At 59.0% G+C, this 24,494-nt stretch carries 26 protein-coding genes and 1 pseudogene; 4 read left to right on the forward strand and 23 right to left on the reverse strand.

Annotated elements, in window-relative coordinates:
- Window positions 1–94: 94 nt before the first annotated feature.
- Complete coding sequence (lpdA, locus tag A5483_RS06000) at window positions 95–1,498, forward strand: dihydrolipoyl dehydrogenase (protein WP_063811234.1); 1,404 nt, start codon at window positions 95–97, stop codon at window positions 1,496–1,498.
- Window positions 1,499–1,590: 92 nt separating this feature from the next.
- On the opposite strand, the gene A5483_RS06005 is transcribed toward lpdA, so the two are convergent.
- The 5 genes from A5483_RS06005 to arfB form a co-directional block, all read right to left on the reverse strand.
- Entirely contained in the window at window positions 1,591–2,505 is a 915-nt protein-coding gene (locus A5483_RS06005; protein ID WP_002548716.1) for a cation diffusion facilitator family transporter, read from the reverse strand.
- Window positions 2,499–2,918: an ArsR/SmtB family transcription factor gene (locus tag A5483_RS06010; RefSeq protein ID WP_002548422.1), complete on the reverse strand. Its 420-nt coding sequence runs from the start codon at window positions 2,916–2,918 to the stop codon at window positions 2,499–2,501. The genes A5483_RS06005 and A5483_RS06010 overlap by 7 nt, the downstream gene beginning before the upstream one ends.
- Window positions 2,919–2,974: 56 nt before the next feature.
- Entirely contained in the window at window positions 2,975–3,706 is a 732-nt protein-coding gene (locus A5483_RS06015; protein WP_063811235.1) for a hypothetical protein, read from the reverse strand.
- A 175-nt stretch (window positions 3,707–3,881) separates the two neighbouring features.
- Complete coding sequence (camp4, locus tag A5483_RS06020) at window positions 3,882–4,685, reverse strand: CAMP factor pore-forming toxin 4 (protein WP_063811236.1); 804 nt, start codon at window positions 4,683–4,685, stop codon at window positions 3,882–3,884.
- Between the two features lie 255 nt (window positions 4,686–4,940).
- On the reverse strand, window positions 4,941–5,366 hold the full coding sequence (arfB, locus tag A5483_RS06025) for an alternative ribosome rescue aminoacyl-tRNA hydrolase ArfB (RefSeq protein ID WP_063811237.1): 426 nt from the start codon (window positions 5,364–5,366) through the stop codon (window positions 4,941–4,943).
- Between the two features lie 243 nt (window positions 5,367–5,609).
- Here arfB and A5483_RS06030 point away from each other — a divergent pair.
- The 3 genes and pseudogenes from A5483_RS06030 to A5483_RS06040 form a co-directional block, all read left to right on the forward strand.
- A pseudogene (locus A5483_RS06030) lies at window positions 5,610–6,644 on the forward strand (low temperature requirement protein A); the annotation flags it as partial.
- A gap of 137 nt (window positions 6,645–6,781) precedes the next feature.
- Entirely contained in the window at window positions 6,782–7,618 is an 837-nt protein-coding gene (locus A5483_RS12545; RefSeq protein WP_002548715.1) for a uracil-DNA glycosylase, read from the forward strand.
- A gap of 157 nt (window positions 7,619–7,775) precedes the next feature.
- On the forward strand, window positions 7,776–8,459 hold the full coding sequence (locus A5483_RS06040; RefSeq protein WP_002548411.1) for a cob(I)yrinic acid a,c-diamide adenosyltransferase: 684 nt from the start codon (window positions 7,776–7,778) through the stop codon (window positions 8,457–8,459).
- Here A5483_RS06040 and A5483_RS06045 read toward each other — a convergent pair.
- The 18 genes from A5483_RS06045 to thrB all read right to left on the reverse strand — a co-directional run bounded on the left by A5483_RS06045 (window position 8,415) and on the right by thrB (window position 24,484).
- Complete coding sequence (locus A5483_RS06045; protein ID WP_063811239.1) at window positions 8,415–8,972, reverse strand: DUF2550 domain-containing protein; 558 nt, start codon at window positions 8,970–8,972, stop codon at window positions 8,415–8,417. The two genes, A5483_RS06040 and A5483_RS06045, sit on opposite strands and share 45 nt — an antisense overlap.
- Before the next feature lie 118 nt (window positions 8,973–9,090).
- Window positions 9,091–9,531 carry a F0F1 ATP synthase subunit epsilon gene (locus A5483_RS06050; protein ID WP_002548600.1) on the reverse strand — a complete coding sequence of 147 codons (441 nt, stop codon included), beginning with the start codon at window positions 9,529–9,531 and terminating at the stop codon, window positions 9,091–9,093.
- Between the two features lie 5 nt (window positions 9,532–9,536).
- On the reverse strand, window positions 9,537–10,991 hold the full coding sequence (gene atpD / locus A5483_RS06055; protein WP_002548393.1) for a F0F1 ATP synthase subunit beta: 1,455 nt from the start codon (window positions 10,989–10,991) through the stop codon (window positions 9,537–9,539).
- Between the two features lie 11 nt (window positions 10,992–11,002).
- Entirely contained in the window at window positions 11,003–11,947 is a 945-nt protein-coding gene (locus A5483_RS06060; protein ID WP_002548496.1) for a F0F1 ATP synthase subunit gamma, read from the reverse strand.
- A 3-nt stretch (window positions 11,948–11,950) separates the two neighbouring features.
- Window positions 11,951–13,588, reverse strand: coding sequence for a F0F1 ATP synthase subunit alpha (atpA, locus tag A5483_RS06065; RefSeq protein WP_002548442.1), 1,638 nt, complete (start codon window positions 13,586–13,588; stop codon window positions 11,951–11,953).
- A gap of 53 nt (window positions 13,589–13,641) precedes the next feature.
- Window positions 13,642–14,433 carry a F0F1 ATP synthase subunit delta gene (locus A5483_RS06070; RefSeq protein WP_002548652.1) on the reverse strand — a complete coding sequence of 264 codons (792 nt, stop codon included), beginning with the start codon at window positions 14,431–14,433 and terminating at the stop codon, window positions 13,642–13,644.
- Window positions 14,430–14,984: a F0F1 ATP synthase subunit B gene (locus tag A5483_RS06075; protein ID WP_063811240.1), complete on the reverse strand. Its 555-nt coding sequence runs from the start codon at window positions 14,982–14,984 to the stop codon at window positions 14,430–14,432. The genes A5483_RS06070 and A5483_RS06075 overlap by 4 nt, the downstream gene beginning before the upstream one ends.
- A gap of 10 nt (window positions 14,985–14,994) precedes the next feature.
- A complete protein-coding gene (gene atpE / locus A5483_RS06080; RefSeq protein ID WP_002548392.1) occupies window positions 14,995–15,216 on the reverse strand; it encodes an ATP synthase F0 subunit C in 222 nt (73 codons plus the stop codon).
- 84 nt (window positions 15,217–15,300) lie between these two features.
- Complete coding sequence (gene atpB / locus A5483_RS06085) at window positions 15,301–16,077, reverse strand: F0F1 ATP synthase subunit A (RefSeq protein ID WP_063811241.1); 777 nt, start codon at window positions 16,075–16,077, stop codon at window positions 15,301–15,303.
- Complete coding sequence (locus A5483_RS06090) at window positions 16,074–16,352, reverse strand: AtpZ/AtpI family protein (RefSeq protein WP_063811242.1); 279 nt, start codon at window positions 16,350–16,352, stop codon at window positions 16,074–16,076. Before A5483_RS06090 ends, atpB begins: the two co-directional genes overlap by 4 nt.
- Window positions 16,353–16,366: 14 nt before the next feature.
- Window positions 16,367–16,858, reverse strand: a complete 492-nt coding sequence (locus A5483_RS06095) for a hypothetical protein (protein ID WP_063811243.1) — start codon at window positions 16,856–16,858, stop codon at window positions 16,367–16,369.
- A gap of 158 nt (window positions 16,859–17,016) precedes the next feature.
- The gene (locus A5483_RS06100; RefSeq protein WP_063811244.1) at window positions 17,017–18,120 is read right to left on the reverse strand and encodes an MraY family glycosyltransferase; all 1,104 of its coding nucleotides are present in this window, start codon (window positions 18,118–18,120) and stop codon (window positions 17,017–17,019) included.
- A gap of 8 nt (window positions 18,121–18,128) precedes the next feature.
- Window positions 18,129–19,016: an L-threonylcarbamoyladenylate synthase gene (locus A5483_RS06105; protein WP_042842569.1), complete on the reverse strand. Its 888-nt coding sequence runs from the start codon at window positions 19,014–19,016 to the stop codon at window positions 18,129–18,131.
- The gene (gene prmC / locus A5483_RS06110) at window positions 19,000–19,875 is read right to left on the reverse strand and encodes a peptide chain release factor N(5)-glutamine methyltransferase (protein ID WP_063811245.1); all 876 of its coding nucleotides are present in this window, start codon (window positions 19,873–19,875) and stop codon (window positions 19,000–19,002) included. The genes A5483_RS06105 and prmC overlap by 17 nt, the downstream gene beginning before the upstream one ends.
- Window positions 19,875–20,960: a peptide chain release factor 1 gene (gene prfA / locus A5483_RS06115; RefSeq protein WP_002548585.1), complete on the reverse strand. Its 1,086-nt coding sequence runs from the start codon at window positions 20,958–20,960 to the stop codon at window positions 19,875–19,877. The genes prmC and prfA overlap by 1 nt, the downstream gene beginning before the upstream one ends.
- Window positions 20,961–21,061: 101 nt before the next feature.
- Window positions 21,062–21,271, reverse strand: a complete 210-nt coding sequence (rpmE, locus tag A5483_RS06120) for a 50S ribosomal protein L31 (protein ID WP_002513455.1) — start codon at window positions 21,269–21,271, stop codon at window positions 21,062–21,064.
- A gap of 115 nt (window positions 21,272–21,386) precedes the next feature.
- Window positions 21,387–23,294 (reverse strand): transcription termination factor Rho, encoded by a 1,908-nt coding sequence (rho, locus tag A5483_RS11330; protein ID WP_082864003.1) that lies wholly within the window; start codon window positions 23,292–23,294, stop codon window positions 21,387–21,389.
- A gap of 299 nt (window positions 23,295–23,593) precedes the next feature.
- Window positions 23,594–24,484 carry a homoserine kinase gene (thrB, locus tag A5483_RS06130; protein ID WP_002548366.1) on the reverse strand — a complete coding sequence of 297 codons (891 nt, stop codon included), beginning with the start codon at window positions 24,482–24,484 and terminating at the stop codon, window positions 23,594–23,596.
- Window positions 24,485–24,494: the final 10 nt, after the last annotated feature.

A 24,494-nucleotide genomic window follows, 5' to 3' on the forward strand; every position in this document is an offset into this window, starting at 1 on the left:
TCCTACCCTCGGGGAAAACTGGTCAGGCGAGCCAGCTGAGATCTCTTCAGTGAGATCTTCGTCACAGGCCGATGTTCCCACTAGAGTGTTACCCATGAGCTCACACTTTGACGTCGTTGTCCTTGGAGCCGGCCCCGGCGGCTATGTCGCCGCCATTCGCGCCGCCCAGCTCGGTAAGAAGACCGCCATCATCGAGAAGGAATACTGGGGAGGTGTTTGCCTCAACGTTGGCTGCATCCCCACCAAGTCACTTTTGCGCAACGCGGAACTAGCCCACATCGTCACCAAAGAAGCCAAAACCTTCGGTATTGGTGGGGACATCACCGTCGACTTCGGCAAAGCCTTCAGCCGTTCCCGCGAGGTGTCTGCCCGCATGGTCAAGGGCATCCACTTCCTCATGAAGAAGAACAAGATCACCGAGTTCAACGGCTGGGGGGAGTTCACTGGCCCCAAGGCCATCTCCGTTAAGGACTCTGGCGGCAATGTGACCGACGAGATCACCTTCGACAACGCGATCATCGCCGCCGGTTCGGTCGTCAAGACTCTACCGGGCACCCAGCTCTCCGGTCGGGTCGTCACCTACAAGGAGCAGATCCTTTCCGACACCGTCCCCGGGTCCATCGTTATCGCCGGCTCTGGAGCTATCGGTACTGAGTTCGCCTATGTGCTGGCTAACTATGGCTGCGACGTGACTATTGTTGAATTCCTCGACCGTATGGTTCCGAACGAGGACAAGGAAGTCTCGGCCGAGCTGGCTAAGGCCTACGAGAAGCTCGGCATTAAGGTGCTGACCTCCACCAAGGTTGATTCCATTGATGACTCCGGTGACAAGGTCAAGGTCACCGTCTCGCCGTCGAAGGGTGGGGACTCCAAGCTCATTGAGGCCGACCGTGTTTTGCAAGCCGTTGGGTTCGCCCCGCGCGTTGAGGGTTACGGACTGGAGAACACCGGCGTGAAGCTCACCGAGCGTGGTGCCATCGAGATTGACGACTTCATGCGCACCAACGTTGATGGCATCTACGCCATTGGTGACTGCACCGCCAAGCTCATGCTGGCCCACACCGCCGAGGCTCAAGGTGTCGTTGCCGCCGAGACGATTGCGGGGGCGCAGACCATGCCGATCAACTACGACATGATCCCGCGCGCCACCTACTGTCAGCCGCAGGTTGGTTCCTTCGGTTACTCTGAAGATCAGGCTCGTGCGAAGGGTTACGAGGTTAAGGTGTCCAAGTTCCCGTTCGCCGCTAATGGCAAGGCGTGGGGTCTGGGTGATGGCACCGGCTTCGTGAAGATCGTCGCCGATGCCCGCCACGGGGAGCTTCTCGGTGCCTCGCTGGTTGGCCATGACGTGTCTGAGTTGCTTCCCGAACTGACCCTGGCACAATTGTGGGACATCACCGCTGAGGAGATCGGCCGTAACATCCACGCGCACCCGTCGCTGTCGGAGGCCCTCAAGGACGCTGCCGAAGGCGTCGAGGGACACATGATCAACTTCTGATCTTTCCGTGACATGATCCCTGCGACCTGCGTTACGGCTCAGTAGTCATACCTGACCGAGGGGTCCTGGCCTTTGGGCTAGGACCCCTCGCGTCACATCGTTTGGTTTTCGGTGCCGGCATGCCGGGGCGGTTCTAGCTGTAGCGTCGAATGGTCGAGGTCGAAGTGACCCGACAGGCACTGCTGGATCTGCGCCAAGAGGATGGGGGCATGACCATCGGCGAAGCAGGAGTCCTCAACGACGATGTGGGCGCTGAGTGCCGGTAGGTCGCTCGACACCGTCCACGCATGGAGATCATGAACCGATCTCACATGGTCGAGGTCCATAAGATGATGCCGCACCTCATTGAGATCAAGGGAGGCAGGCGCAACTTCCATAAGTATCCGCCCTGTCTGGCTAAGGAGGGAGCACGCTGCGCGGAGCATAAGACCACAAATAATGAGGGAAGCAATGGCATCCGCACGGGTCCACCCGGTCACCACGATGATGAGGCCTGCCGCCAGGGTGCCGATGAACCCGAACAGATCGGTGAGGATGTGCTGGTAGGCACCTTCAACGTTGAGGCTACGGCGATTGGCTCGTGCCACCAGCCAGGCCACCGCGACATTGACGACGACGCCGACAGCGGCAATGACCATAATCAGCCCTCCGCCGACGGGAGGGGGAGTGATCAGCCGTCGAACAGCCTCGACCCCGACGACGATAGCCACCACGAGTAGCGTGACGCCGTTGACCGCCGCCGAAATGATCTCGGCTCGTTTCCAGCCCCAAGTCCACGATCCTTGCGGACGGCGCCGAGTGAGTCTCGCAGCCCACAAGGCAATGGCGATGGCGCCTATATCCGACAGCATGTGGCCAGCGTCAGACAGCAGCGCCAACGATCCCGAGATGACGGCTGTGACGATCTCCGTGATCATGAAAGCCGTCAGGAGTGTGAGCGCAGCGACGAGGTATCGGGAATCCGCGTCAGAGGATAGGGCGTGATCGTGCTGGTGGCTGCTCAACATTCTGCCCTCGCTGCGTTCTCAGTGCCGCGGATTTGATCATCATCGGGTTCATCACAGTGTTCAACGTCCGGCTCGCCGCATTGCCCAGCGTATTGGCCGCCGTCACCTACCAGAGTGTCAGCTAGCAGTATCAGACGACGAATTTGTTTCGGGTGCGCCAACGTGTAATACATCGCCCGGCCATGAGCATGACTTGCCAATAGGCCAGCGTCTCGCAGCGTAGCGACGTGGGACGAAACCGTCGATTGAGCCAGCCCGAGGTGTGCGACCAGATCAGTGACGCGATGTTCACCACAGAACAGATGTTTGACAATGACGAGTCGGTGGGGGTCACCGAGGCTTTTGAAGAAGGCCGCCAAACGGGTGAGGTCATCGAGTTCGGCGTCGGGTTCATCGACAGCATTAATTGCCATACAACGATGTTATCGCTAGATAGCGATAACAGACCTGCAGATCAGCTTCAGACCCCTCACATGGCTCTGCGCTGTGACGCCGATGGTCTGGCGCGGGGTAGTGGAACCAGAGACCCTTTCGGGTGGCGCACGCGCCAAGCATTCACGATGAGCAACATGAACGGTGCGCCGAGATTCGTCTCGATGAGGGAATCGATAACAAGCGGGTGCCAAGCTAACGGTCTGATGCCCGAGATCATCAGCACTGCCTCCCAGGTGAACTGAATGCCGATGCCGATCGTCAACGCTGAGCGAATCGAATAGCGCTCATCGGGATGGCGCAAATTGTGAATCGCAAGCCATGCGTACCCAGCAAGCGCGAAAACGACCATGATGCCGTGATAGCTGCTGACATGACGCGCGATGTGCACACTATGGAAAGCACCCCCGAACCCTTGACTGACCAAAGCACTGGTAAGCCACCCGGTAGGGAAAAGGATCGACCATTCCCAACGATTGTCCGGCTCGTCGAACCATAGCCACATCCACGCCATGTTCGTGATGCCGTAGCTGAAAGACAGCCAGAACTCCAGCGGCACGATGCTCATCCCGATGACGGTACGTGTTCCAAGCAGAACATAGAACAATCCGTAGTCGACGATGAAGTAGAGGACGCCACCGAGCAACCCGACGACGAGAGCAGCCCAGCGTCGTAATCGCGTCAGTATGCACACAAAGGCTAAGAGCAGGATTGTGTCAATCCAGATGTACAGAACGTTGAAGGATCGCGCGACCAAGTAGTTATTCACCGCGCATCACCGGTCCGCGAATATCAAGCTGCACCTCACTAATGTATCCGCAACATCACCGCAAGACACACCTCTATATCTGGCATGGGGCACGGACACACAAGGACGTACAAGGCCGGCCACGGGGATTCCTCCTCATGGCCGGCCCTTGCGAGATGTCACGAAGCTGTGACGATCACTTCTTCTCTTTGACGGGGGCGTCCAGAGCGGCCTGGTAGGCGGCACGAAGCTGATCGACAGCGGTGTCAACCTGAGCCACCGTGGACTTCGCGTTGGCACGAACCTTATCGGCCTTGCTGATTTCCTTGTTCAGGGTGTCGACGACGGCCTGATCCTTCTTACCAACGATGTTCTTGTTGCGTCCGACGCGAACGTCGTGGATCGTCTTGCGCAGAGTCTGCTTGTAGGCGATGGTCGCAGTATCCTTCTTGCCAAGGTCGGGGTAGCCGGAAACCTTGTCAATACGAGCCTTGAGAGCCTTGATCTCGTCTTGGATCTGGGCGACGGAGCTCGCCGGATTGATGGCGACGACCGCCGACTTAGCAATCTCAAGACCGAGCTCGACGTGGGCCTTCTTGACCTTGTGCTGCAATGTGGTGTTGCCGGTCTTGATAGCATCAGCAGCGTCGATGGCGAGATGGACACGGGGCACGATGGTGGCCGGGTCATAGGCCGGAACGCCACCGTGAGCGATCGTGTCGATAGCACCGCTGAGGTCCAGAGCGGTCTTGATGAGGTCCTCAATCTGGTCAGCGTACTCCGACCCAGGGATGGCCTTCTGGGTCTCTCGGAGCATGTTAATGCGCGAGTTAAGTGCAGCACGCTCGGCTTTGACCTGATCAGCGGTCAGTTTCGTCTTGTTCACGGTCGAAACAGCAGCGGAGGCAGGAACATCAGCCTGAGCAGCCGTGGCAGGCAGTGCCGTCGGCAAAATCAGTGCGCCAGCAATGAGCGGGGTTACGAGGTATGACTTCTTCACGGTGAATCTCCAATCGCAGGATAAAAGCCCGTTACTCAAGGCGGCCAAAAGCCTAACAGAGGTCGTGCGAGCGCGGGCGCTAAGGGTAACATCATCGCAGCTTTCAACTGGACTAGTTGCGCCCCTAGCCCAACTGTCCGATAAGGTACATTATGTCATTTTACAGAAACGACACCGCGCGGTGCGCCTGGGACCATCTCCTCGCACTGCCCCCACACACAACGGGCATATTGCACCGTCGGAGACAACACCTCGTCACCAAGTCGGACGTTGACGATTCCTCTTGAGCTCACCGCGCCGCTTCTTAGCTTCCAAGCGGCGACGCTGGGATCCACTAGTACGTCTGGTGGCGCGACGCCGCCGCGGCTGGATGCACGCCGTTTGCAACAGTCCGACGAGACGAGCGCGAGCTAGCTTGCGATTCGCAAGCTGAGACCGTTGATCATGAACCGCAACCGTCAACACACCGTTTACGAGTCGATTCTTCAGTGCCAACATGATGACCGGGCGTAGCTGATCTGGGACGGCACCTGAATTCCTGACATCAAACATCAATTCCACTCTGGAATCGGCTGTATTGACGCCTTGGCCACCAGGGCCAGGACTGTGTGAAAATCTCTCTCGCAATTCTGCTTCAGCGATGACGAAGCCAGGGATAATCTCGATGCCGCCTTCTTTCATCATCTCTCCCCCAGCTTTGAAACGCCTTGCATCCGTAAATGCAATCATACAGATGGGCCGAGGGTCAAGACACACAGTGTCCAATAGATATTGGAATTGTGGATAATCTCGTTGAGTCGTCAGCCCTCTCCCGGTAGCGATCGGTATCGTTGCGAATGGAATACGCACGTGACATGACACCTATAGCATCGAGGGCCTATGAGTGAGCCGATCACACCGGGTGAGGACGGCGGGTCCGCCAGTATGGCGGAGCGGACGACCGCAGTCACCGCCATTGAACTGTTGCTCGACCTCGTCTTCGTCGCAGCTATCGGGCAGCTGGCAAGCACGCTTCACGACGACGTGTCCTGGCGCGGGGGTGTCGAAACCGTCGTGCTCTGGGTCCCGCTCTACCTGCTATGGGCCCACACCACCTTTTCTGCCACCGGCACCATCACCGAGAACAAGTCCGCGCGCCGTCCCATTCTGTGCGTGCTGTTCTTCGGGATCTTCATGGCAGCCGGCATTCCCGTGGCGTTCGAGGATGGATCCGGGTGCCTCGCGTTCGTTGCGCCATATCTCATCGCTCAGTTGGGCCAAGTAGCACTCACATGGTCTATCCACGGCCGGGCGGAGATGAACGTCCGCTCCCGCAACGTCATGGTGTGGCACAGCGTCTCGGCTATCGGATGGATTATCGGTGTATTCGTCGAGCCGGGTATTCGGCTGTGGGTGTGGCTCGGGGCAGTCATCGTCGAGGTGATGGGAATGCTCCTGCGTCACCCTTTGGGCCACAACAATGACATTGATACGACGGAATGGCAGTTCGACACCGCTCACATGCTTGAGCGCATTAGGCTTTTCCTTATTTTGGCTCTGGGTGAGCAGATCGTCAGCATTGTTACCGGGCTTCACCAAGCCGGGTTCCACTTACTCAATCTGGCAGCCGCAGTCGCCTCGATCGTGACATTCTTCGCCCTATGGTGGCTTTACATCTGGGACATCGAGGTCATCTTAGAAACTGATCCCCAGGAGCATGACAACCCAGCAGAGTCGGGAGCAACGTCTATCACCGTGCAATTAGTACTTGCTCTGGGACTCATCCCCCTTGCCGTCTCCGACGAAATCGTCATCGACGAACCCACACATTCTGGCAGTCTTATCCTGGCGGCTCTAGCCTGCGGCGGAGCCATCCTCTACCTTGCTGCCCAGGCCTGGCAGGCTCATAAGGTCACCGGCCATGCCTCCTGGAGACGTTTAGGGGCAATCCTCGCCCTCATCGCTGTTGGCACCGTAACGAGCCTCATCCCTGCCATCGTGACCAACGCCTTAGTGGCGGCGATCCTCGTCGTCACAGCTGTCATGAGCCGACGCCACCACATCAAGCATTTCAACCAAGACCCCACTCAGCACGACCGCATCATTGAGAAGTAGCGATGACAGCACTCCCCCATCCACATACTGACAACCTCTTCGAGTCACCGGTAACGCCCGGTACTGGGTGGCCAGGAGACCCAGCATCACCGGACACCCCCATCGCCAAAAACGCCGAGGATGTAGCAAGAATCGCTGCCCACTGCGGCGAGTTTGAGGACCTCGACGCCGCTATTTCGGTATGCCGCGCGTGCCCGCGCCTCGTCAAGTGGCGTGAGGACACGGCCGTCACTAAACGCGCTCAATGGCGTCACGAACCCTATTGGGGACGGCCCGTACCATCATTCGGCGACCCATCCGCTCGCATGGCTATCATCGGCCTGGCTCCCGCTGCGCACGGCGCTAACCGCACCGGACGAATGTTCACCGGGGACCAGTCCGGAGACTGGCTTTACCGGGCTTTATATGACGCCGGCATTGCTTCGCAGGCGCACAGTATTGACGCGGCTGATGGTCTCGCCCTTCGCGACTGTCGCATCATCGCCCCGGTGCACTGCGCGCCGCCAGACAACTGGCCTCGACCCGACGAAAAGCGTACCTGCGCTATCTGGTTTGATGATGAGCTGGCGCGTTTAACCACCCTGCATGCAGCGATGTGCCTAGGCCAAATAGCCTGGACCTCAACCCTGGCAGCCGCCCGTCGTCTTGGATGGCAAGTCCCCCGCCCCGCTCCGCGTTTCGGCCACGGCACTCGCACTCAACTCGTCCGACCCGATGGAACTGCCATCGTCGTGTTGGGGTGCTACCACGTCAGCCGTCAGAACACGAATACCGGACGTCTCACTCGTCACATGCTTGACGACGCCGTCAGCACGCTTCTGGATCTAGCCGACAATTGACGAATGCCCTCCTGCGCCACTGGTGTATCGCAGCACCGCACCAGGTGCGACAGGGACAGCAAGGCTACCAACAGCAGTTGGGCAATGGCTCTTCACCGCATCCAGCCCCATGCGCCGTTCCCCCTCCGAGTATTGGCAATAACCGTAGGCTGGGATCATGGTCATTCTTTCCAAGATCTACACCCGTACCGGCGACCATGGCTCAACACGCCTAGTCGACAATTCCGTGACAGCAAAGTCGGATCTTCGCGTCGAGGCTTACGGCCTCGTCGACCAGGCCAACGCCTGCATCGGCCTGGCGATCGCTCTCGACAGCACAACGAAGGTCCTCTCTCAAGAGGTTCGGGAAGCTCTCGGCATCATCCAGAATGAACTGTTCGACGTCGGAGCGGATCTAGCCAATCCACTTGTTGCCAATCCAGAGTGGGAACCGCTACGAACTGTGCAGGAGAGTGTCGATCGGCTAGAGCGCTGGTGCGATGAATTCGGCGATCAATTGCCAACTCTCAGGTCCTTCATTCTTCCGGGTGGCAACCCCGTGGGCGCTCAACTTCATGTCTGCCGCACTGCTATCCGCACTGCTGAGCGGGCTGCGTGGCGAGCTGCCGAGGCTTACGGGACCGAAACATCACATGACTCAACCACACCTGGGGGGGTCAATGAGCTCGCAATCACCTATCTCAATCGCCTTTCCGATTTGCTGTTCATCCTGTCTCGAGCTGCAAACAAGGCTGGCGAATATTCCTCCGACGAAGTGCTGTGGCTTCCGGGAGGGCAACGCAATCCGAGCAATGACTCATCGAGTAAAAAGACGCCCGATAAGTCGTCCGGCGCACAATGATCGGACGAGGTGTCCTGCGGTGGCGTATCCCACGCCACCGGGAGGTGCCGCTTCCAACCACGACATCAGCCCTGTGACAACTCCAGGATCAACGACGATCTGACATACCGAGGACCGACCCTTGCGTCCGGTATCAAGGGTGACAATTTCATAAGCGCTTGAGGCTAGAGCCAGGGAGTCATCCGCGTTCGGGGGACGGTGGCCCACCATGGTCAGCCCGCCGCGTTTCAATACGATCGTCGGAACGTGGCGGGGGTCAATGGCTCGGTACCACTCAAAGGCCCCGCCCACGTAACGAGCACTCCCAATCATCCAGCCACCTGGTTTGGGGCCACCCATCACGCGAAGAGCACATAAAAAAGCACCGCGTCTTCGCATGAGAGCGCGGTGCCTAATAAGAAGCCACATCATGTAGACAACAGCACAACACACAATTAGGCCGATAATGACAGCATCCATCGCCAAGATTGACAGCATCAGGTCAGGCCCGAACTGAACGATGGACACGTGCATGATCTAACGCTATTCGGCACACTCCCGGCAGTCTACGAAGGCTAGCCTAACTTTCTGCATGATACGAGCGAGGGCCGTTACAGGTACCTCTCCCTATAACGACCCTCAGCTACGTGTCTCAGGAATGCTGCTTTTCGGCTACCCGGGCGGCAGCTATCTGCGCCTGAGCCAAATGCAGACGGTATGTGAGGTCCTGGACAACCTCCGAGTCTTGCTCGGAACGCTCGTGCTCATCCAGCTTCTTTTGCAGGTTATCGCGATCCCGCTGCGCCTGATCGACAGAAATTTCCTCAGCGCGGGTGGCGTACTGGGTGATGACCGAGACATGTCCGTCATTGTCCAAAGCCACGAAACCACCGTCGCAGGCGATAACCTCACGGTTACCGTCCGTGGTGATGATCTGGGCTGCGCACGGCACGAGGGCTGCAAGAAAAGCCTCGTGACCGGGGAGCAGGCCGATATCACCCTCGGTAGTCCGGACAATGATATTGACCGACTCCCCCTTCCACACCTCGCGATCGGCGCTGACGACCTTGACTTGAAGCGGCGGGTGGTCCATAGGACTCAGCCTTCCTTCTTCATCTTGTCCCAGTTCTCCATCACCATATCCATGCTGCCAACATTGAAGAAGGCCTGCTCGGGGACGTGGTCAACGTCACCGCGGCAGATCATCTGGAATCCTTCGATGGTGTCGGCAATCGGGACTGTCGATCCAGCAACACCCGTGAATTTCTCGGCGGTGTACGTGTTTTGCGACAGGAACTGCTGGATGCGGCGGGCTCTCGCCACGGTGACCTTGTCCTCTTCGCTCAGTTCGTCGACGCCGAGGATAGCGATAATGTCCTGAAGCTCCTTATTGCGCTGCAGGACCTGCTTGACCTGGGTAGCGGTGTCGTAATGCTCCTGGCCCACATACAGCGGGTCGAGGATACGAGAGGTCGACGTCAGCGGATCCACAGCTGGGTACAGGCCACGAGAGGCAATCTCACGGGACAGCTCCGTGGTGGCATCCAAGTGGGCGAAGGTCGTCGCCGGGGCCGGGTCGGTGTAGTCATCGGCGGGGACGTAGACGGCCTGCATCGAGGTGATGGAATGACCACGGGTTGAGGTGATTCGCTCCTGCAACTGACCCATCTCATCAGCCAAGTTGGGCTGATAGCCCACGGCTGAGGGCATACGACCTAGCAGAGTGGAAACCTCAGAACCAGCCTGAGAGAACCGGAAGATGTTGTCGATAAACAACAGCACGTCCTGGTTTTGAATATCGCGGAAATATTCAGCCATCGTCAAACCGGTCAGAGCGATGCGCAAACGGGTGCCTGGCGGCTCGTCCATCTGACCGAACACCAGGGCGGTGTCCTTGAGCACACCGGCCTCGTCCATCTCGTTGATGAGGTCGTTACCCTCACGAGTACGCTCACCAACACCAGCGAAGACCGAGGTACCACCGAAGTTGTGGGCGATACGGTAAATCATCTCCTGGATGAGCACCGTCTTACCCACACCAGCGCCACCGAATAGACCAATCTTGCCGCCCTTGACGTAAGGAGTCAGCAAGTCAAGGACCTTAATACCGGTCTCCAACATCTCGGTCTCAGGCTCAAGATCATCGAAGGCCGGCGGATCGCGGTGGATTGGCCAACGCTCAGTCACCTCAATCGTGGAGGGATCGGCATTGAGGACGTCACCCGTCACATTCCAGACGTGGCCCTTAGTGACGTCGCCAACCGGCACGCTGATCGGAGCGCCGGTATCACGCACCTCAGTGCCACGGCGCATACCGTCAGTCGGCTTAAGGGAAATAGCTCGCACCACATTCTCACCAATGTGCAGGGCTACCTCGAGGGTAATGGTGTGGGTCTCCCCCATGACCTCGGTGTCGACGTGAAGGGCGTTGAGAATCTCCGGCAACTGACCAGCCGGAAACTCGACGTCGACGACGGGGCCGATCACGCGGACAACACGCCCGACGCCAACCACCTCGTCTTTTGTCTCGGGGGTAATTGCTGTCGCAGTCATGATATTCTCTCTCACTCCTGTCGGGCGGACTCTGCAAGGGCAGCGGCGCCACCCACGATCTCGGTGATTTCCTGGGTAATGGCGGCCTGACGAGCCTGGTTGGCCTGCCGGGTCAGCGTCTGAATGAGCTGCTCAGCATTGTCGGTGGCGGCCTTCATGGCGCGCTGCCGGCTAGCCAATTCCGAGGCAGCCGATTGCAGCAAGGCATAGTGGACGCGGTTGGCGACATACAGCGGTAGCAACTTATCCAGCACACTCACCGGATCAGGCTCAAAGCGGTACTCGTGGAAGATCGCTTCAGCGCTGGTTTCAACGCCGGGGTCACCTTCGGCAAGTTGCCCTTCTGAGGTGTCTTGCGGGTCGACGACAGCCAGCGGTAGCAGACGGATTGCCTTCGGAGTCTGGGTCAGCATTGATTCGAACTCGGTATAAACCATGTGGATCTCGTCGACACCGCCCTCCTCAGTCGGTCGCAGAAAATCATCAATAAGACGGTCTGCGATATCCTTGGCATCTCGGTAGGTCGGCGAATCAGAGAAACCGCTCCATAGATGGTCGATCTTGCGACCGCGGAATTCAAAGTACTGCACCGCCTTGCGACCGCACAGATACGTGGCGATCTCTTGTTTCGGCTGGAGGGTAGTCGTTAATTCCTCAGCGGTCCGGATCGCATTTGACGAGTAGGCACCAGCCAGGCCACGATCCGACGTGATGACCAGCACTGCAGACCGCTTTGGGTCTGGGTTTATCGAGGTCAGCGGATGGTCCTCGTGAGTGTGGGCGGCTACTGCCGAAAGCGCGCGAGTCAGCTCCAGTGAATACGGACTCGCTGCTTTAACGGCGCTTTGCGCTTTGATAATCCGCGATGAGGCGATCAGCTCCATCGCGCGAGTGATCTTCTTCGTCGTCGCGACGGAGTTCCGCCTCTCCCGCAGTTCACGCAGGTTCGACGCCACGGCTCAGCCCTTCTTCGCGCGAACGATCTTGGCCTGGTCGATGTTTTCATCGGCCATCGGAGAAAACTCCTCATGACCAGACGGTGCCTTCCCGTCAGAGGTCTTGAATCCCTTCTTAACCTCTTCAAAGGCAGCAGCAGCCGCATCTTTCGCGCCATCGTCGAACGTGCCGGTCTCCCGGATTGTCGTGAGCACGTCGCTGTGACTGCGCAAGTGCTCAAGAACATCACCCTCGAATCGCAGCACATCGCCGACCGGAATGTCATCGAACTTGCCGGTGGTACCACCCCACACGCTAATGACTTGTTCCTCTACCGGGTAGGGCGAGAACTGGCCCTGCTTGAGCAACTCCATAAGACGAGCGCCACGATCCAGCTGCCGACGGGAAGCTTCGTCCAAGTCGGAGGCGAACATCGCAAAGGCCTGCATGTCGCGGTACTGGGCCAAGGAGATCTTCAGGGTGCCAGCGACCGACTTCATCGCCTTGATCTGGGCAGCACCACCGACTCGCGAAACTGAGATACCGACGTCAACGGCCGGGCGCTGGTTGGCGTTGAACAGATCCGATTGCAGGAAGATCTGGCCGTCGGTAATGGAGATAACGTTCGTCGGGATAAAGGCCGAGACGTCGTTGGCCTTGGTCTCGATGATCGGCAAGCCGGTCATCGAACCGCCGCCCAGATCGTCAGACAGCTTCGCGCAACGTTCCAGCAAGCGGGAGTGCAGGTAGAAGACGTCACCGGGGTAAGCCTCACGGCCCGGGGGACGACGCAGCAGTAGCGACATAGCTCGGTAGGCCTCAGCCTGCTTGGTCAGGTCATCGAAGATGATCAGGACGTGCTTGCCCTGGTACATCCAGTGCTGACCGATAGCTGAACCGGCGTAGGGCGCGATGTACTTAAAGCCAGCGGGATCGGAGGCGGGGGCATGGACGATGGTGGTGTACTCCATCGCACCAGCCTTCTCCAGGGCACTTTTGACCTCCGCAACCGTCGAGCCCTTCTGGCCAATGGCGACGTAGATGCAGCGAACCTGCTTCTTAGGATCGCCAGACTCCCAGTTGCCCTTCTGGTTGATGATGGTGTCAATCGCAATGGCGGTCTTACCAGTCTTGCGGTCACCGATGATGAGCTGACGCTGACCACGACCAATTGGGATCATCGAGTCGATGGCTTTAAGACCAGTCTGCAGCGGTTCACGGACTTCCTGACGGTCCATAACGCCGGCAGCCTGGATCTCGAGAGCACGCCGCCCCTCAACACCCTTGATCTCGCCGAGGCCGTCAACTGGGCTACCCATTGCGTCCACAACGCGACCGAGATACCCCTCACCAACCGGCACGGACAGCACTTCCCCAGTGCCACGAACAGTCGATCCCTCATCAATACCGTCGGAATCGCCGAGCACGACCACGCCGATTTGCCGCTCTTCCAGGTTAAGGGCGATGCCCATCGTCCCATTCTCGAAGCGCAGCAACTCGTTGGCCATGGCCGAGGGAAGCCCCTCGACGTGGGCGATACCGTCACCAGATGTGATGACGGTGCCGATCTCCTCACGGACCGCCGTCTCCGGCTCGTAATTCTGGACGAAGGTGTCCAGGGCGTCGCGGATCTCCTCCGGACGTATCGTCAGTTCCGCCATTGCGTCTCCTTGTAAGCTCCCCCAACCCGTACCCAAGGTGAGGGTCACGTGTGTCAGCCCAGTTCTCGTCGGGCTTGGTCCAAACGGTGGGCCACCGTCGAATCAATAACCTCGTCACCGAGGTTGATGAGCGCACCTCCGAGCACTGCCGGGTCTACCACCTCAAACAGCTCGATCGGGCTGCCCGTAATCCGTTCCAGTTGCTTCACCATTTCCGCGCGCTGGGCGTCGGTCAGTGCTTTGGCAGTCGTCACGATCGCACGCTTGCGATCAGCCATCTCGGCGGCAATGTGCAAGTACTCATCGATCACTTGCTCGAAGGTGCTGTTGGAAGCCACTACAGCTCGGCGAGCCAATACGAGGGTGTCCTCGCTCACGTGGCCTCCAACCAACTTCACCAGCAGCTCCTGGCGATCCGCTACCGAGCGGTTGGGATCGCCCAGTGCCACCTGCAACGCAGCCTGCCCACGCACGAGCCGGCTCACATGAAACAACTCATCGGTAACCGCCTCGAAGCGGTCAGCTTGCCGTGCCTCACGCAGCACAGCACGAATTGCCTGCCGCTCCAGGGCGCGGGTCAGTGCCGCCGGGGACCGCCACTTGCAGGTGGTTGTCGCATCTAGAAGCTCCTTGCAATCGGGCGAGACCTTCGACGCGAAGACCGCGTCAATAAGCCCCTGACGAGCCTTGGCTTCAGATCCTGCGTCTGATACTGCCCGTCGTAAGCCAGATTCACGATTCAGGACGTCAACGACCGCGAAAATCTCGTTAGCGAACTCGGTACCTGTACCACGTCGATCCCCGACCTCGTCTAGCTGCTGTGATGCGCTCACCGCCATCGTCATGCCCGATTCACCGTCCGCGAATTAGACGCCGAGGGCTCATCAGCGAGCGACGAGAGGAAGCGGTCGACGGTCGCTTGGACGCGCTGGTCGTCTTGTAGAGACTCCCCTACGATCCGACTGGCCAGGGTGGTCGCGAGCCCACCGATCTCGGCACGCACCTCGCGCACCGCCTGATCACGCTCGGCCTGGATTTGAGCATTGGCACGCTCGGTGATCCGATCAGCCTCTGCCTGAGCGTTGGCGCGCATCTCGGCAACGATTTGCGCACCTTGACTCTTCGCATCGTCACGAATCTGAGCAGCCTCATCACGCGCATTGGCCAGCTGAGCCTTATACTTCTCTAAAGCCGCTTTAGCCTCAGCCTGGGCTTTCTCAGCCTTTTCGATCCCACCTTGAATCGTCTCAGTGCGCTCCTCATAGAGCTTCTCGAAACGGGGAACAACCGCCTTGGCGATGAGCCAAGTGAGGAGCAACACAAGGATGACTCCGACGATGATCTCGATGGGATGCTCAGGAGCAAGCGGCCCAAGATCCATCTCGAGGATGTTCATACGTCCAAGCTCACTTAACGATGAAGGCGAGGACGAAGCCGAACAACGCGAGGGCCTCAACCACAGCGAAGCCAATAAACGCAGTCTTCATCATGGCCGGACGAGCCTCAGGCTGACGAGCGGTGCCATTGATGACGGCAGCGAAGATCCACGCCACGCCAAGAGCCGGGCCGAGGGAGGCCAGACCGTAGCCAAGCACGTTGAGCGAGCCACCGATGAGCATGGGAACCATGGTGTTTCCTTCCGGATTGTGCCCCTTGTGGGGGCGTTGTCTTCGTCGCCGATCGGTTTGACGACGAGGTCTTAATGGATGCCGTCAGTGTTCCTCAGACATCGAGGATGCTACATACTGTGCCGACAGCACGGTGAATACGTAGGCCTGCAAAAAGCCCACAAACAACTCCAGCGCAAAGAGCGCAAAGCTGAGAATCAGGGACAGACCGCCAGCGGCGTTGTACATGATGCTGGACGGGTAGGTGAGGAGGAACCCGCCACCTACCACAAAGATCATGATGATGAGGTGGCCGGCGAACATGTTGGCAAACAGTCGCAACGATAGGGTCAGCGGACGGGTGATGAAGCTCGACAGGAACTCCAGCGGAATGATGAGCCACCACAGGTACCAAGGCACGCCGGGGGGCAGTACCGAGTCCTTGAGATAGCGAATCCCCTTGGTCTTGAATCCGGCAATCACGTAACCGAACCACGAAACGATCGTCAGGCCGTAAACGTACCCGACATGAGAGAAGGTCGGAAACATGAAGACAAAGAGTTCGCCGAACCAGTTATTGATGAGGACAAAGCTGAAGAGGGCAACCAAATACGGCAGCCACGGCTCAAATCCGTGACCGATGGTGTCTCGTACCAGGGAGTTACGGATGAAGTTGTAGCAGCACTCACCAAAGACCTGACGCTTGCCAGGTACAACCTTAAGGCCACGGCTCATCCACACCCAGAAGGCGATGACGACAAGAAAAGCAATGATCGCTTGCCAGAACGGCTTGTCCATCCAAGCCACCCCGAAAGTCCCGCCGAACTTGAAGTCCTCAAGCCCTGGAGTGTGAAACTCCAGAGGAGACACGATCCCGCTCACTGACCCTCCCGGTCGTTGTTCTGGTCAGGCACGATCCCGTAGCGCTTAACAATGAGATAGACGCTCGCTGCAAAGCCGACGATCATGCCGACGACAAACATCCATACTTGATGAAAGTGGCTTGACAGCAGCCAGCCGATGCCACCATAGAACAGCATGCCAGCTAGGACGTAGCTCAAAACGCCCCAAGCGTCGCCGTCACCGGACGGCGCGGAGCTGGTATTCGTTCGCGTCATTGAGTTCGTGCCCATATCTATGCTGACTATAGCAGTCATAACCCCAGTAGTACTCATCGAAGACCGCCATCGGTCTGACGACACTCAGCATCGGCCGGATCGTGATCTTGATCCTCATAAATTCGCTGCTGCTGCCAACTAGCTAGCACCACGCCGACAGTCCAGGCCAGCGAGCAACCGATCATCGCTGATGCACACGGAAGCGGGGCAAACCCAGTGCGATACTCAGACATCAAAGCCCCAAGGCCACCCAGAGCGCCAACTTGAATGACGAAGAGTCCAACACCGAGAAGCCAAGAGCCGCTCCGGTTGAGCAGATGAACGCCACGGCCGCACGCCAAGAACGCCACGGCCACGGCGGTGCCAGCTAAACCACTAAGTACTGACGCTACGCGGGGTCGAACGATGACGGGCGTCGCTAACGTCACAAGCAGGCCGGTTACTGTAGCCCATAGCAGCCCGCTGCGGTAAACACGGGACAGGGCACGTGCGGTCGTCGGCGCACGACGGCCAGCGCAGGCATGACTCGTGGAGAGACTTGGCATTTCCTCATCCCTCCCCCTAGTCATGAACGATGGCTCCTGTGGTGAATACGCAGGGCATCTGAACTCGGCAACGCGACGGTGTGGGTCGAGTGGCGGCGTGCCCGCGGAGGTTACCTTCGTGAGAAAGGTAACACATGAGGCGTGACGGCGTCGACATCTCAAACTTGGGCGGCTGGGTGGCGTGAATCCGCCATAGTGAGCACCACGCACATGAGGAGCCCTGCAATGACGATGATAGCTGCCCACCAGGTCTGTTCCAGACCAATAAACACCGTCCCAAAGGTTAACACAGTAGTCCACAGGTACATCAGCAAGACAGCCCGTACATGGGAATGCCCTCGTTGTAGCAATCGATGGTGAAGATGCTGCTTATCGGCGACGAAAAACCATGTCCCCCGCCACGTCCGTCGGATATATCCCATAACGAGGTCGAGGAACGGGATGGCGAGCACCATAAGCGGTACAACAATTGGCAGGTAAGCGGGAACCAAACCACCTCCGCGCGCTGTCAGAGCTGTCGAATCAATCTGACCGGTCAGAGAAATTGTTGAAGTGGCTAGTAGTAGGCCGAGTAGCAGGGCCCCAGAGTCACCCATGAACATCCTTGCCGGATGCCAGTTGTGCGGCAGAAAACCAAGGCACGCCCCCGCAGTCGCCGCTGTGATGAGGCTGGTCGTCGTTGCAACGACGAAGTCCTGTTCGTGAGCCAACAGGTATGTGTACGAGAAGAAAGCCAGCGACCCGATTGCCACCACCCCGGATGCCAGGCCGTCAAGTCCGTCAATGAAGTTCACCGCATTGGCGCACAACACGATGAAGAACACTGTCACCAGGATTGAGGTAGGCGTCCCCAAAGCAATGATGGAGTTCGGCAGCGGGATCCAGAACATTCGCACGCCGCCCGTCACTACTATGCCGGCCGCAAGCACCTGTCCGGCTGCCTTGGCTAGGGCAGGAAGATCGAGTAGGTCGTCAACGACGCCGACCGAGCAGATCACCACACCAGCCAGACAGATCGTGAATGCATCGTCAGCAACCAGAAGATGGCGACCCAGGAAAGGCATGTTGCGGGCCAACAAACACGCCAATACCACTCCCCCCAGCATGGCCACCCCACCAAAGTAGGGAATGGGGACAGTATGGACATCACGTGAACGCACTTTGGCGACAGCTCCCCACCTGAGGGCCGCCTGTCGACACAGGCCAGACAGCAGATAGGTCGTCAAGCCCGATGTCAGCATCACCAAGAGGTATTCACGCATGTCGAGTGTCAGCCCTCGGACTTTGCCTGCGTCGACGCGGTCTGCGACGAAGCAACGTCAGAACCATGATTTTCGGACGAATCCTGGTCCATAACCGGCGACTCCAGCCCCATAACATCGGGGGCAACCTCACGGACAGCCTCCAGCGATAGGGCACCCTGACGCACCACTTTCCCGTCCGACGTCGAGACGAAGTCAATAATCGTCGAGGGCTCCCCCACCCGGCTTGGACCGGCATCAAGGTATACGGCCACCTCAACACCCAACTGATCGGCAGCTTCCTGAGCAGTCAAGGCCGCCGGATGGCCAGACTTGTTCGCACTAGAGACAGCAAGCGGCCCAGTCATGCGCAGCAACTCGCGAGTCTGATCCTGATCGGGGACACGAACGGCGAGAGTACCGTTGGTCTCGCCCAAATCCATGCCAAGAGACTCTTGAGCGCGCAAGACGAGGGTGAGACCTCCTGGCCAGTACTTCTCCGCCAGAGCCATTGCCGCTGCCGGAATGTGCTCGCATAAGGCTGGCAAGGCGACCGAATCGCTGACGAGAACTGGCGGCGGCATATCGCGGCCGCGTTCCTTGGCATTCAGGAGACGCTGCACCGCTAAAGAGTTAAGGGCGTCAGCACCGATGCCGTATACGGTATCGGTCGGCAACACGATGCACTCGCCATCGGCGATGGCATCGGCAGCCTGTTCCAGGGCGTCCTCACAGGCGTCAGAATGAGCAACGTCGAGGATGAACGGGCAGACCCCGGAGTCTTCTCCCGCGGTGTCTCCTGCTGGCTCATCGTCGCTGACCGTCGACGTCTCTTGTACTACTGACGCCTCTGCGACAGGCCCGGTCAGCTCGTCGGCATTGACCATCTTTTGGTCAGTTTCATCCATGGCATCCATCCTTGCACCGTCGGCGAGCCGTGACGAACCTCGGCCTACCTGCCAGATCATCATGGTCCTCGATCTGCTCCCACAGATAGGAGGTCGCTAACGCCGCCATGAGTTCCTCACGTTGGGTGTCGTCGTGTTCCATGATGAACAGGCCACCTGGCACCAGCAGTTCGGCGGCTCGCTCGATGAGGCGCAGTGGTAGGTCAAGCCCATCGTCACCAGAAAACAAGGCGAAATCAGGCTCGTGTCCAGTGACATCGTCAGGAATAGACGGAGCATCGATACGACGCAGGTACGGCGGATTCGTGACGACGACGTCGAACCGCCGGCCATCGTCAGGCACCCGCAAAGCGTCACCCACGAGAACCTCGACTCCGGAACCGCACACATTGCGCCGGGTCCACACCACAGCAGCGTCATCCAGTTCTACGGCGCTGACCCGACAGCCCGGGACCTCGCTAGCCACCGCAAGAGCAATGGCTCCTGTGCCAGCACACAGATCAACCACGCTAGGGCAGGCTCCGGACATCACCAATCGTCGAGCTTCCTGGATGGCCTGTTCGGCCACCAACTCCGTCTCTAAGCGGGGTATAAACACTCCTGGTCCGACCTCCAGCCGAAGGCCACGGAACCAGGCACGCCCGACGATGTATTGCGCGGGTTCTCCAGCTCGACGCCGGTCCACCATCTCGTCGAAACGATCTTCATCATCAGCATTAACACTCGCCACACGAATGAGTTGTGACGGTTGAACTCCCAGTGCTTCACACAGCAACATACGCGCGTCTGCCGCCGGAGTCTCAGTCCTCCCAGTGGCCAGTTGACGGGTTGCTCGCGCCAATAGGAGGGAGGGGCTGGGATCTGCCATCAGGATTCTTGACCTTCGGAGCGTTGTACCATCCGACGCCTCACTTCATCGGCATGAAGAGCATCAAGAACATCACCCAGATCGCCAGCCAGAATTTGGTCGAGCTTCCTGGACTTGTACCCAATGCGGTGATCCGTCAGGCGATTCTCGGGGAAGTTATATGTACGCACCCGAGCCGATCGATCAACAGTACGCACTTGGTCTCGGCGCATTCGATCATTCTCATCAGCGGCATGCTGTGCCGCCGAGGCTGCGACTTTCGCCCGCAGCATCCGCATCGCCTCAGCTTTGTTTTGCAACTGGCTGCGCTCATTCTGGCAGCTGGCGACGATGCCGGTAGGCAGGTGAGTCAGACGGACAGCCGAGTCGGTGGTGTTAACTCCCTGACCGCCCGGCCCCGAAGATCGATAAACGTCAACACGGACATCAGCCGGATCAATATCAACCTCGGTCTCGTCAACATCGGGCATGACAAGAACTCCGACTGCTGAGGTATGAATGCGCCCCGCCGACTCTGTCACTGGTACCCGCTGCACGCGATGGACACCGCCTTCATGCTTGAGGTACCCGTAGGCTGGGCGCGACGGGATCCCCTCAACGGCGACCACGACCGTGCGGTAGCCGCCCAGATCCGTCGGTTCGCTAGTGAGCTCGCGGAAACGCCACCCCACCCGCTCGGCATACCGGGTATACATTCGCAAGAGGTCAGCAGCGAAGAGGGCCGACTCTTCTCCGCCCTCACCCGAGTGAATCTCGACTAAGGCATCTTCTTGATCCAGGGGATCAGAAGGGACAAGCAACTCAGTGAGCTCTGTATTGGCAAGGTCCAACTGGCCACGCAGCCTTTCAGCCTCCTCCTCAAAGGCAGGATCCTCGTCAGCGAGGTCCCCAGCCGCTTCAACATCGGCGCTCAGCCGGGCAACGCGATCAGCTACTGCTGCCACGTGGCGAAGACGTGCGTGGCGTCTACCGAGCTTTCCCATAGCGGAGGGGTCTGATAGCACCGCAGGGTCAGCCAGCTGGGCCTCGACCTCCCGCAGGCGACGACGAACCTCGTCAATCGCCTGTTGCGCAGATTCGCTCATGCCCCTCCTGACCAGCCTTGAGTGAGCCTGGTGCTGTAACCCCCGAAATGACCATGACGCCGAGCAGCAGCCCGGCGTCATGGTAATACGTGTAAACGACGTCAGTTCTTCTTGCCGTAGCGGCGCTCGAACCGAGCGACGCGGCCACCAGCGTCAAGAATCTTCTGCTTGCCGGTGTAGAACGGGTGGCACTTCGAGCAGACATCAGCATTGAGGGTGCCGGACTGCGAAGTGCTGCGGGTGGTGAAGGTGTTCCCGCAAGTGCACACCACGGTCGTCTCGCGGTAATCGGGGTGAATTCCCTGCTTCATGTTGTGATCTCCTTATCAAACGCGCCCCGGGTCGCCTGTCTGATACGAACGGGCGTGAACCGGAACCGGCGTGTCAGTGTACACCTGGCGATCCGCTCCGGTCCACTTAACGACATCAATCCTGATTCGGGGTTGTCTTGGAAATGGTGTACAAGAACTCCACGTTCGTCTGAGTCTTACGCAGCCGCGAAAGCATCATTTCGAGAGCCTGAGAGCCTTCCAGGCCAGACAGCACTCTGCGCAGTTTCCACATAATCGCCGTCTCCTCACGCGACAGCAGCAGCTCCTCGCGACGGGTACCGGACGCGTCAACGTCAATAGCCGGGAACAGCCTCTTATTGGCAAACTCACGGCGTAGCCGCAACTCCATATTGCCAGTGCCCTTGAACTCCTCGAAGATAACCTCATCCATCTTCGACCCGGTCTCAACCAGAGCGGTGGCGAGGATAGTCAGGGAACCACCGTGCTCAATATTCCGAGCAGCGCCAAAGAACTTCTTCGGCGGGTACAGGGCTGCTGAGTCAACACCACCGGAAAGAATCCGACCAGAAGCGGGGGCAGCCAAGTTATAGGCACGCCCCAACCGCGTGATGCCATCCAGCAAAATGACAACGTCGTGGCCAAGCTCCACTAAGCGCTTGGCGCGCTCGATGGCCAGCTCGGACAGTTGAGTGTGATCATCAGCAGGGCGGTCAAAAGTCGATGCGACGACCTCGCCACTGACCGTGCGCTGGAAGTCAGTGACTTCCTCAGGGCGCTCGTCAACCAGCACAACCATGAGGTGAACTTCAGGGTTATTGCGAGTGATCGAGTTGGCGATCGACTGCATGATCATCGTCTTGCCGGCTTTCGGAGGCGAAACGATGAGGCCGCGCTGGCCTTTACCGATTGGGCTGACGAGATCAATAATCCGCCCGGTCATGTTTTTGGGGTCATCCTCGAGGCGCAGCCGTTCCTGTGGATACAGCGGGGTGAGTTTAGAAAACTCCGGACGCTGCTTCATTTGCTCGGGATCAGCGCCATTGATCTGCTCGATCTTGACCAGTGGCGCGAATTTTTCACGCCGCTCCCCCTCGCGGTGGGCACGCATCTGACCAACGATGACGTCGCCCTTCCGCAGGCGATGGCGACGCACCACAGCCGTCGAAACATAAGCGTCGTTAGCTCCGGGCAGGTATCCGGAAGTACGCACAAAGGCGTACTGATCACGAATGTCGAGGATGCCCGAGCACGGCACAAGAACGTCGTCCTCGCGCACGTTCGGCTCGGAATCAGAGTAGCGCTCGTTGGGGCGCTTGCGACGGTTCTGGCGGTCCCGTTGACGACGCCGGCGAGAACGACGCCCACCATTGCCGTACTCCGAGAACCGGCCATACTCGTCATCGGAATCTGGAGAAGAGTCATGATCATCGTTGCGATCGTGCTGACCACCACGATCCGACTGGTTGCGGTCACCACGCTGACCGCGAGACAGCGCCTCGAGACGGGCACCAACCTCGTCGTTGACGTTGCTGTTGCCAGCAGTACCGCTGGAATTGTCTCGTGAACTATTACGGGCCCGACGCCGAGGTGAATCGCTGCGATGGCTGCGGTCACCACGCTCACGGCTCGGGCGATCAGCTCCGCTATCGTCCCGACCCTGACCTTCATCGTCAGGCTTTTTGGCCGCTTCCGCTTGCTTGTGAGCTTCGGCAGCGTCTAGTAGCTCACCGACCGACGGAGTCTTTTCCCGATCTGCGGAGCGATTGGATTCGCGATCCTCATAGGACTCGGAACGACGGCGTCGCTGAGTTCGCTGCGGACGGCCCTCGTCACTGGGCGTGTGGGATTCCTGGTCATGGTTCTGACGTGCAGCTGGCCGTCTGGCTCCCGGGTATCCCCTCTCGGAGATAGCCGCGACGAGGTCAGCCTTCCGCATGCCGCGAGCTCCTTTAATTCCGATCTGAGTAGCGATAGAACGAAGCTCGGGGAGCAACTTGGTGGACAGATCCAAGGATCCATCCGGCTGTGAGGTCTGAGTCACGTAAGTCCCTTCGAACTGCCCCGGCCGGTATGACGTCCGGTGGGCGCGGTTTCATCGGGCCTGCCGTCGGAATCGACTATAGGTCGGGCGGCTGACACCACGGAATCCGAACGGTTTGCCAAGCAGGGACCGCCGGCCGTGGTGTGGCGTTCGAGGCCCTCGAACGCCGAGGACATGGCCCCCAAGGACGATACTGTGACGCAGCGGTCACGAGACGATCGTCAGTAGGGGATTTGCGCGCATCCGGCGCGCTGCAACACCACTATAACGCACGCACCGGCTCGTGTTCATACCACGGATCAGAGGAAATGGGCACCTGCACCGAGACCCAGGTCATATACCACGAACCCAGCAGTATCCACGTCGGACACCTTATCGAGCTGATCACGGCTCCCCAGAGCCAGAACGGTAGGCCCAGCGCCAGAAATGACAGTAGCGACGCCACGTCCGCGCAAGCTGTCCATCAGCGCTGCCGATTCCGGCATGAGAGTGCGCCGGTATGGCTGGTGGATCCAGTCCTGAGTTGCCGTCAACAGATGCTCGGGCGAGGCCGTCAGGGCAGTAACCAGCAGCGAGGCTGCCAGGACCTGATGGACGGCGTCGCCGCGGCCGACCTGTTCGGGAAGGACCTGCCGAGCCAAGGCCGTTGGTACGAGGCGATCAGGAACACATACTCGAAACATAACGGACGGGTTGACGGCCAGGCCGATATGGTTGACCACCTCGCCGTCGAGCCACGCCAACTGTGCACCCCCGAAGATCGCGGGAGCGACGTTGTCTGGGTGCCCCTCGATAGCAGCAGCCATCGTCAGAAGCGCACTGCGATCCAGCACCACCCCAGGTCGAGCTAGACCCCAAGCCAGTGCAAGCCCGGACACGATGGCCGCAGCCGATGATCCCAGACCCCGGCTTTGCGGGATCGAATTATTGGCAGTCAGATGCAAACCCGCATCAGGGCGGGGATATCCCAGCTCCACCAAGCCCTGACGTAGGGTCGCCACCACCAGATGAGATTCGTCACGGGGAACTGTGTCAGCCCCCTCCCCGCTCACGTCGATTACCACCCCGGGATGATCGAGCACCTCGACACCAACCTCATCCCACAGATCCAGGGCTACTCCCATGCAGTCATACCCGGAACCAAGGTTCGCAGAAGTAGCGGGAACACGCACCCGCACGCTGTCGACCATCGTCAAGTCC

This window comes from Cutibacterium namnetense, from assembly GCF_001642025.1.
Lineage (GTDB): Bacteria > Actinomycetota > Actinomycetes > Propionibacteriales > Propionibacteriaceae > Cutibacterium > Cutibacterium namnetense.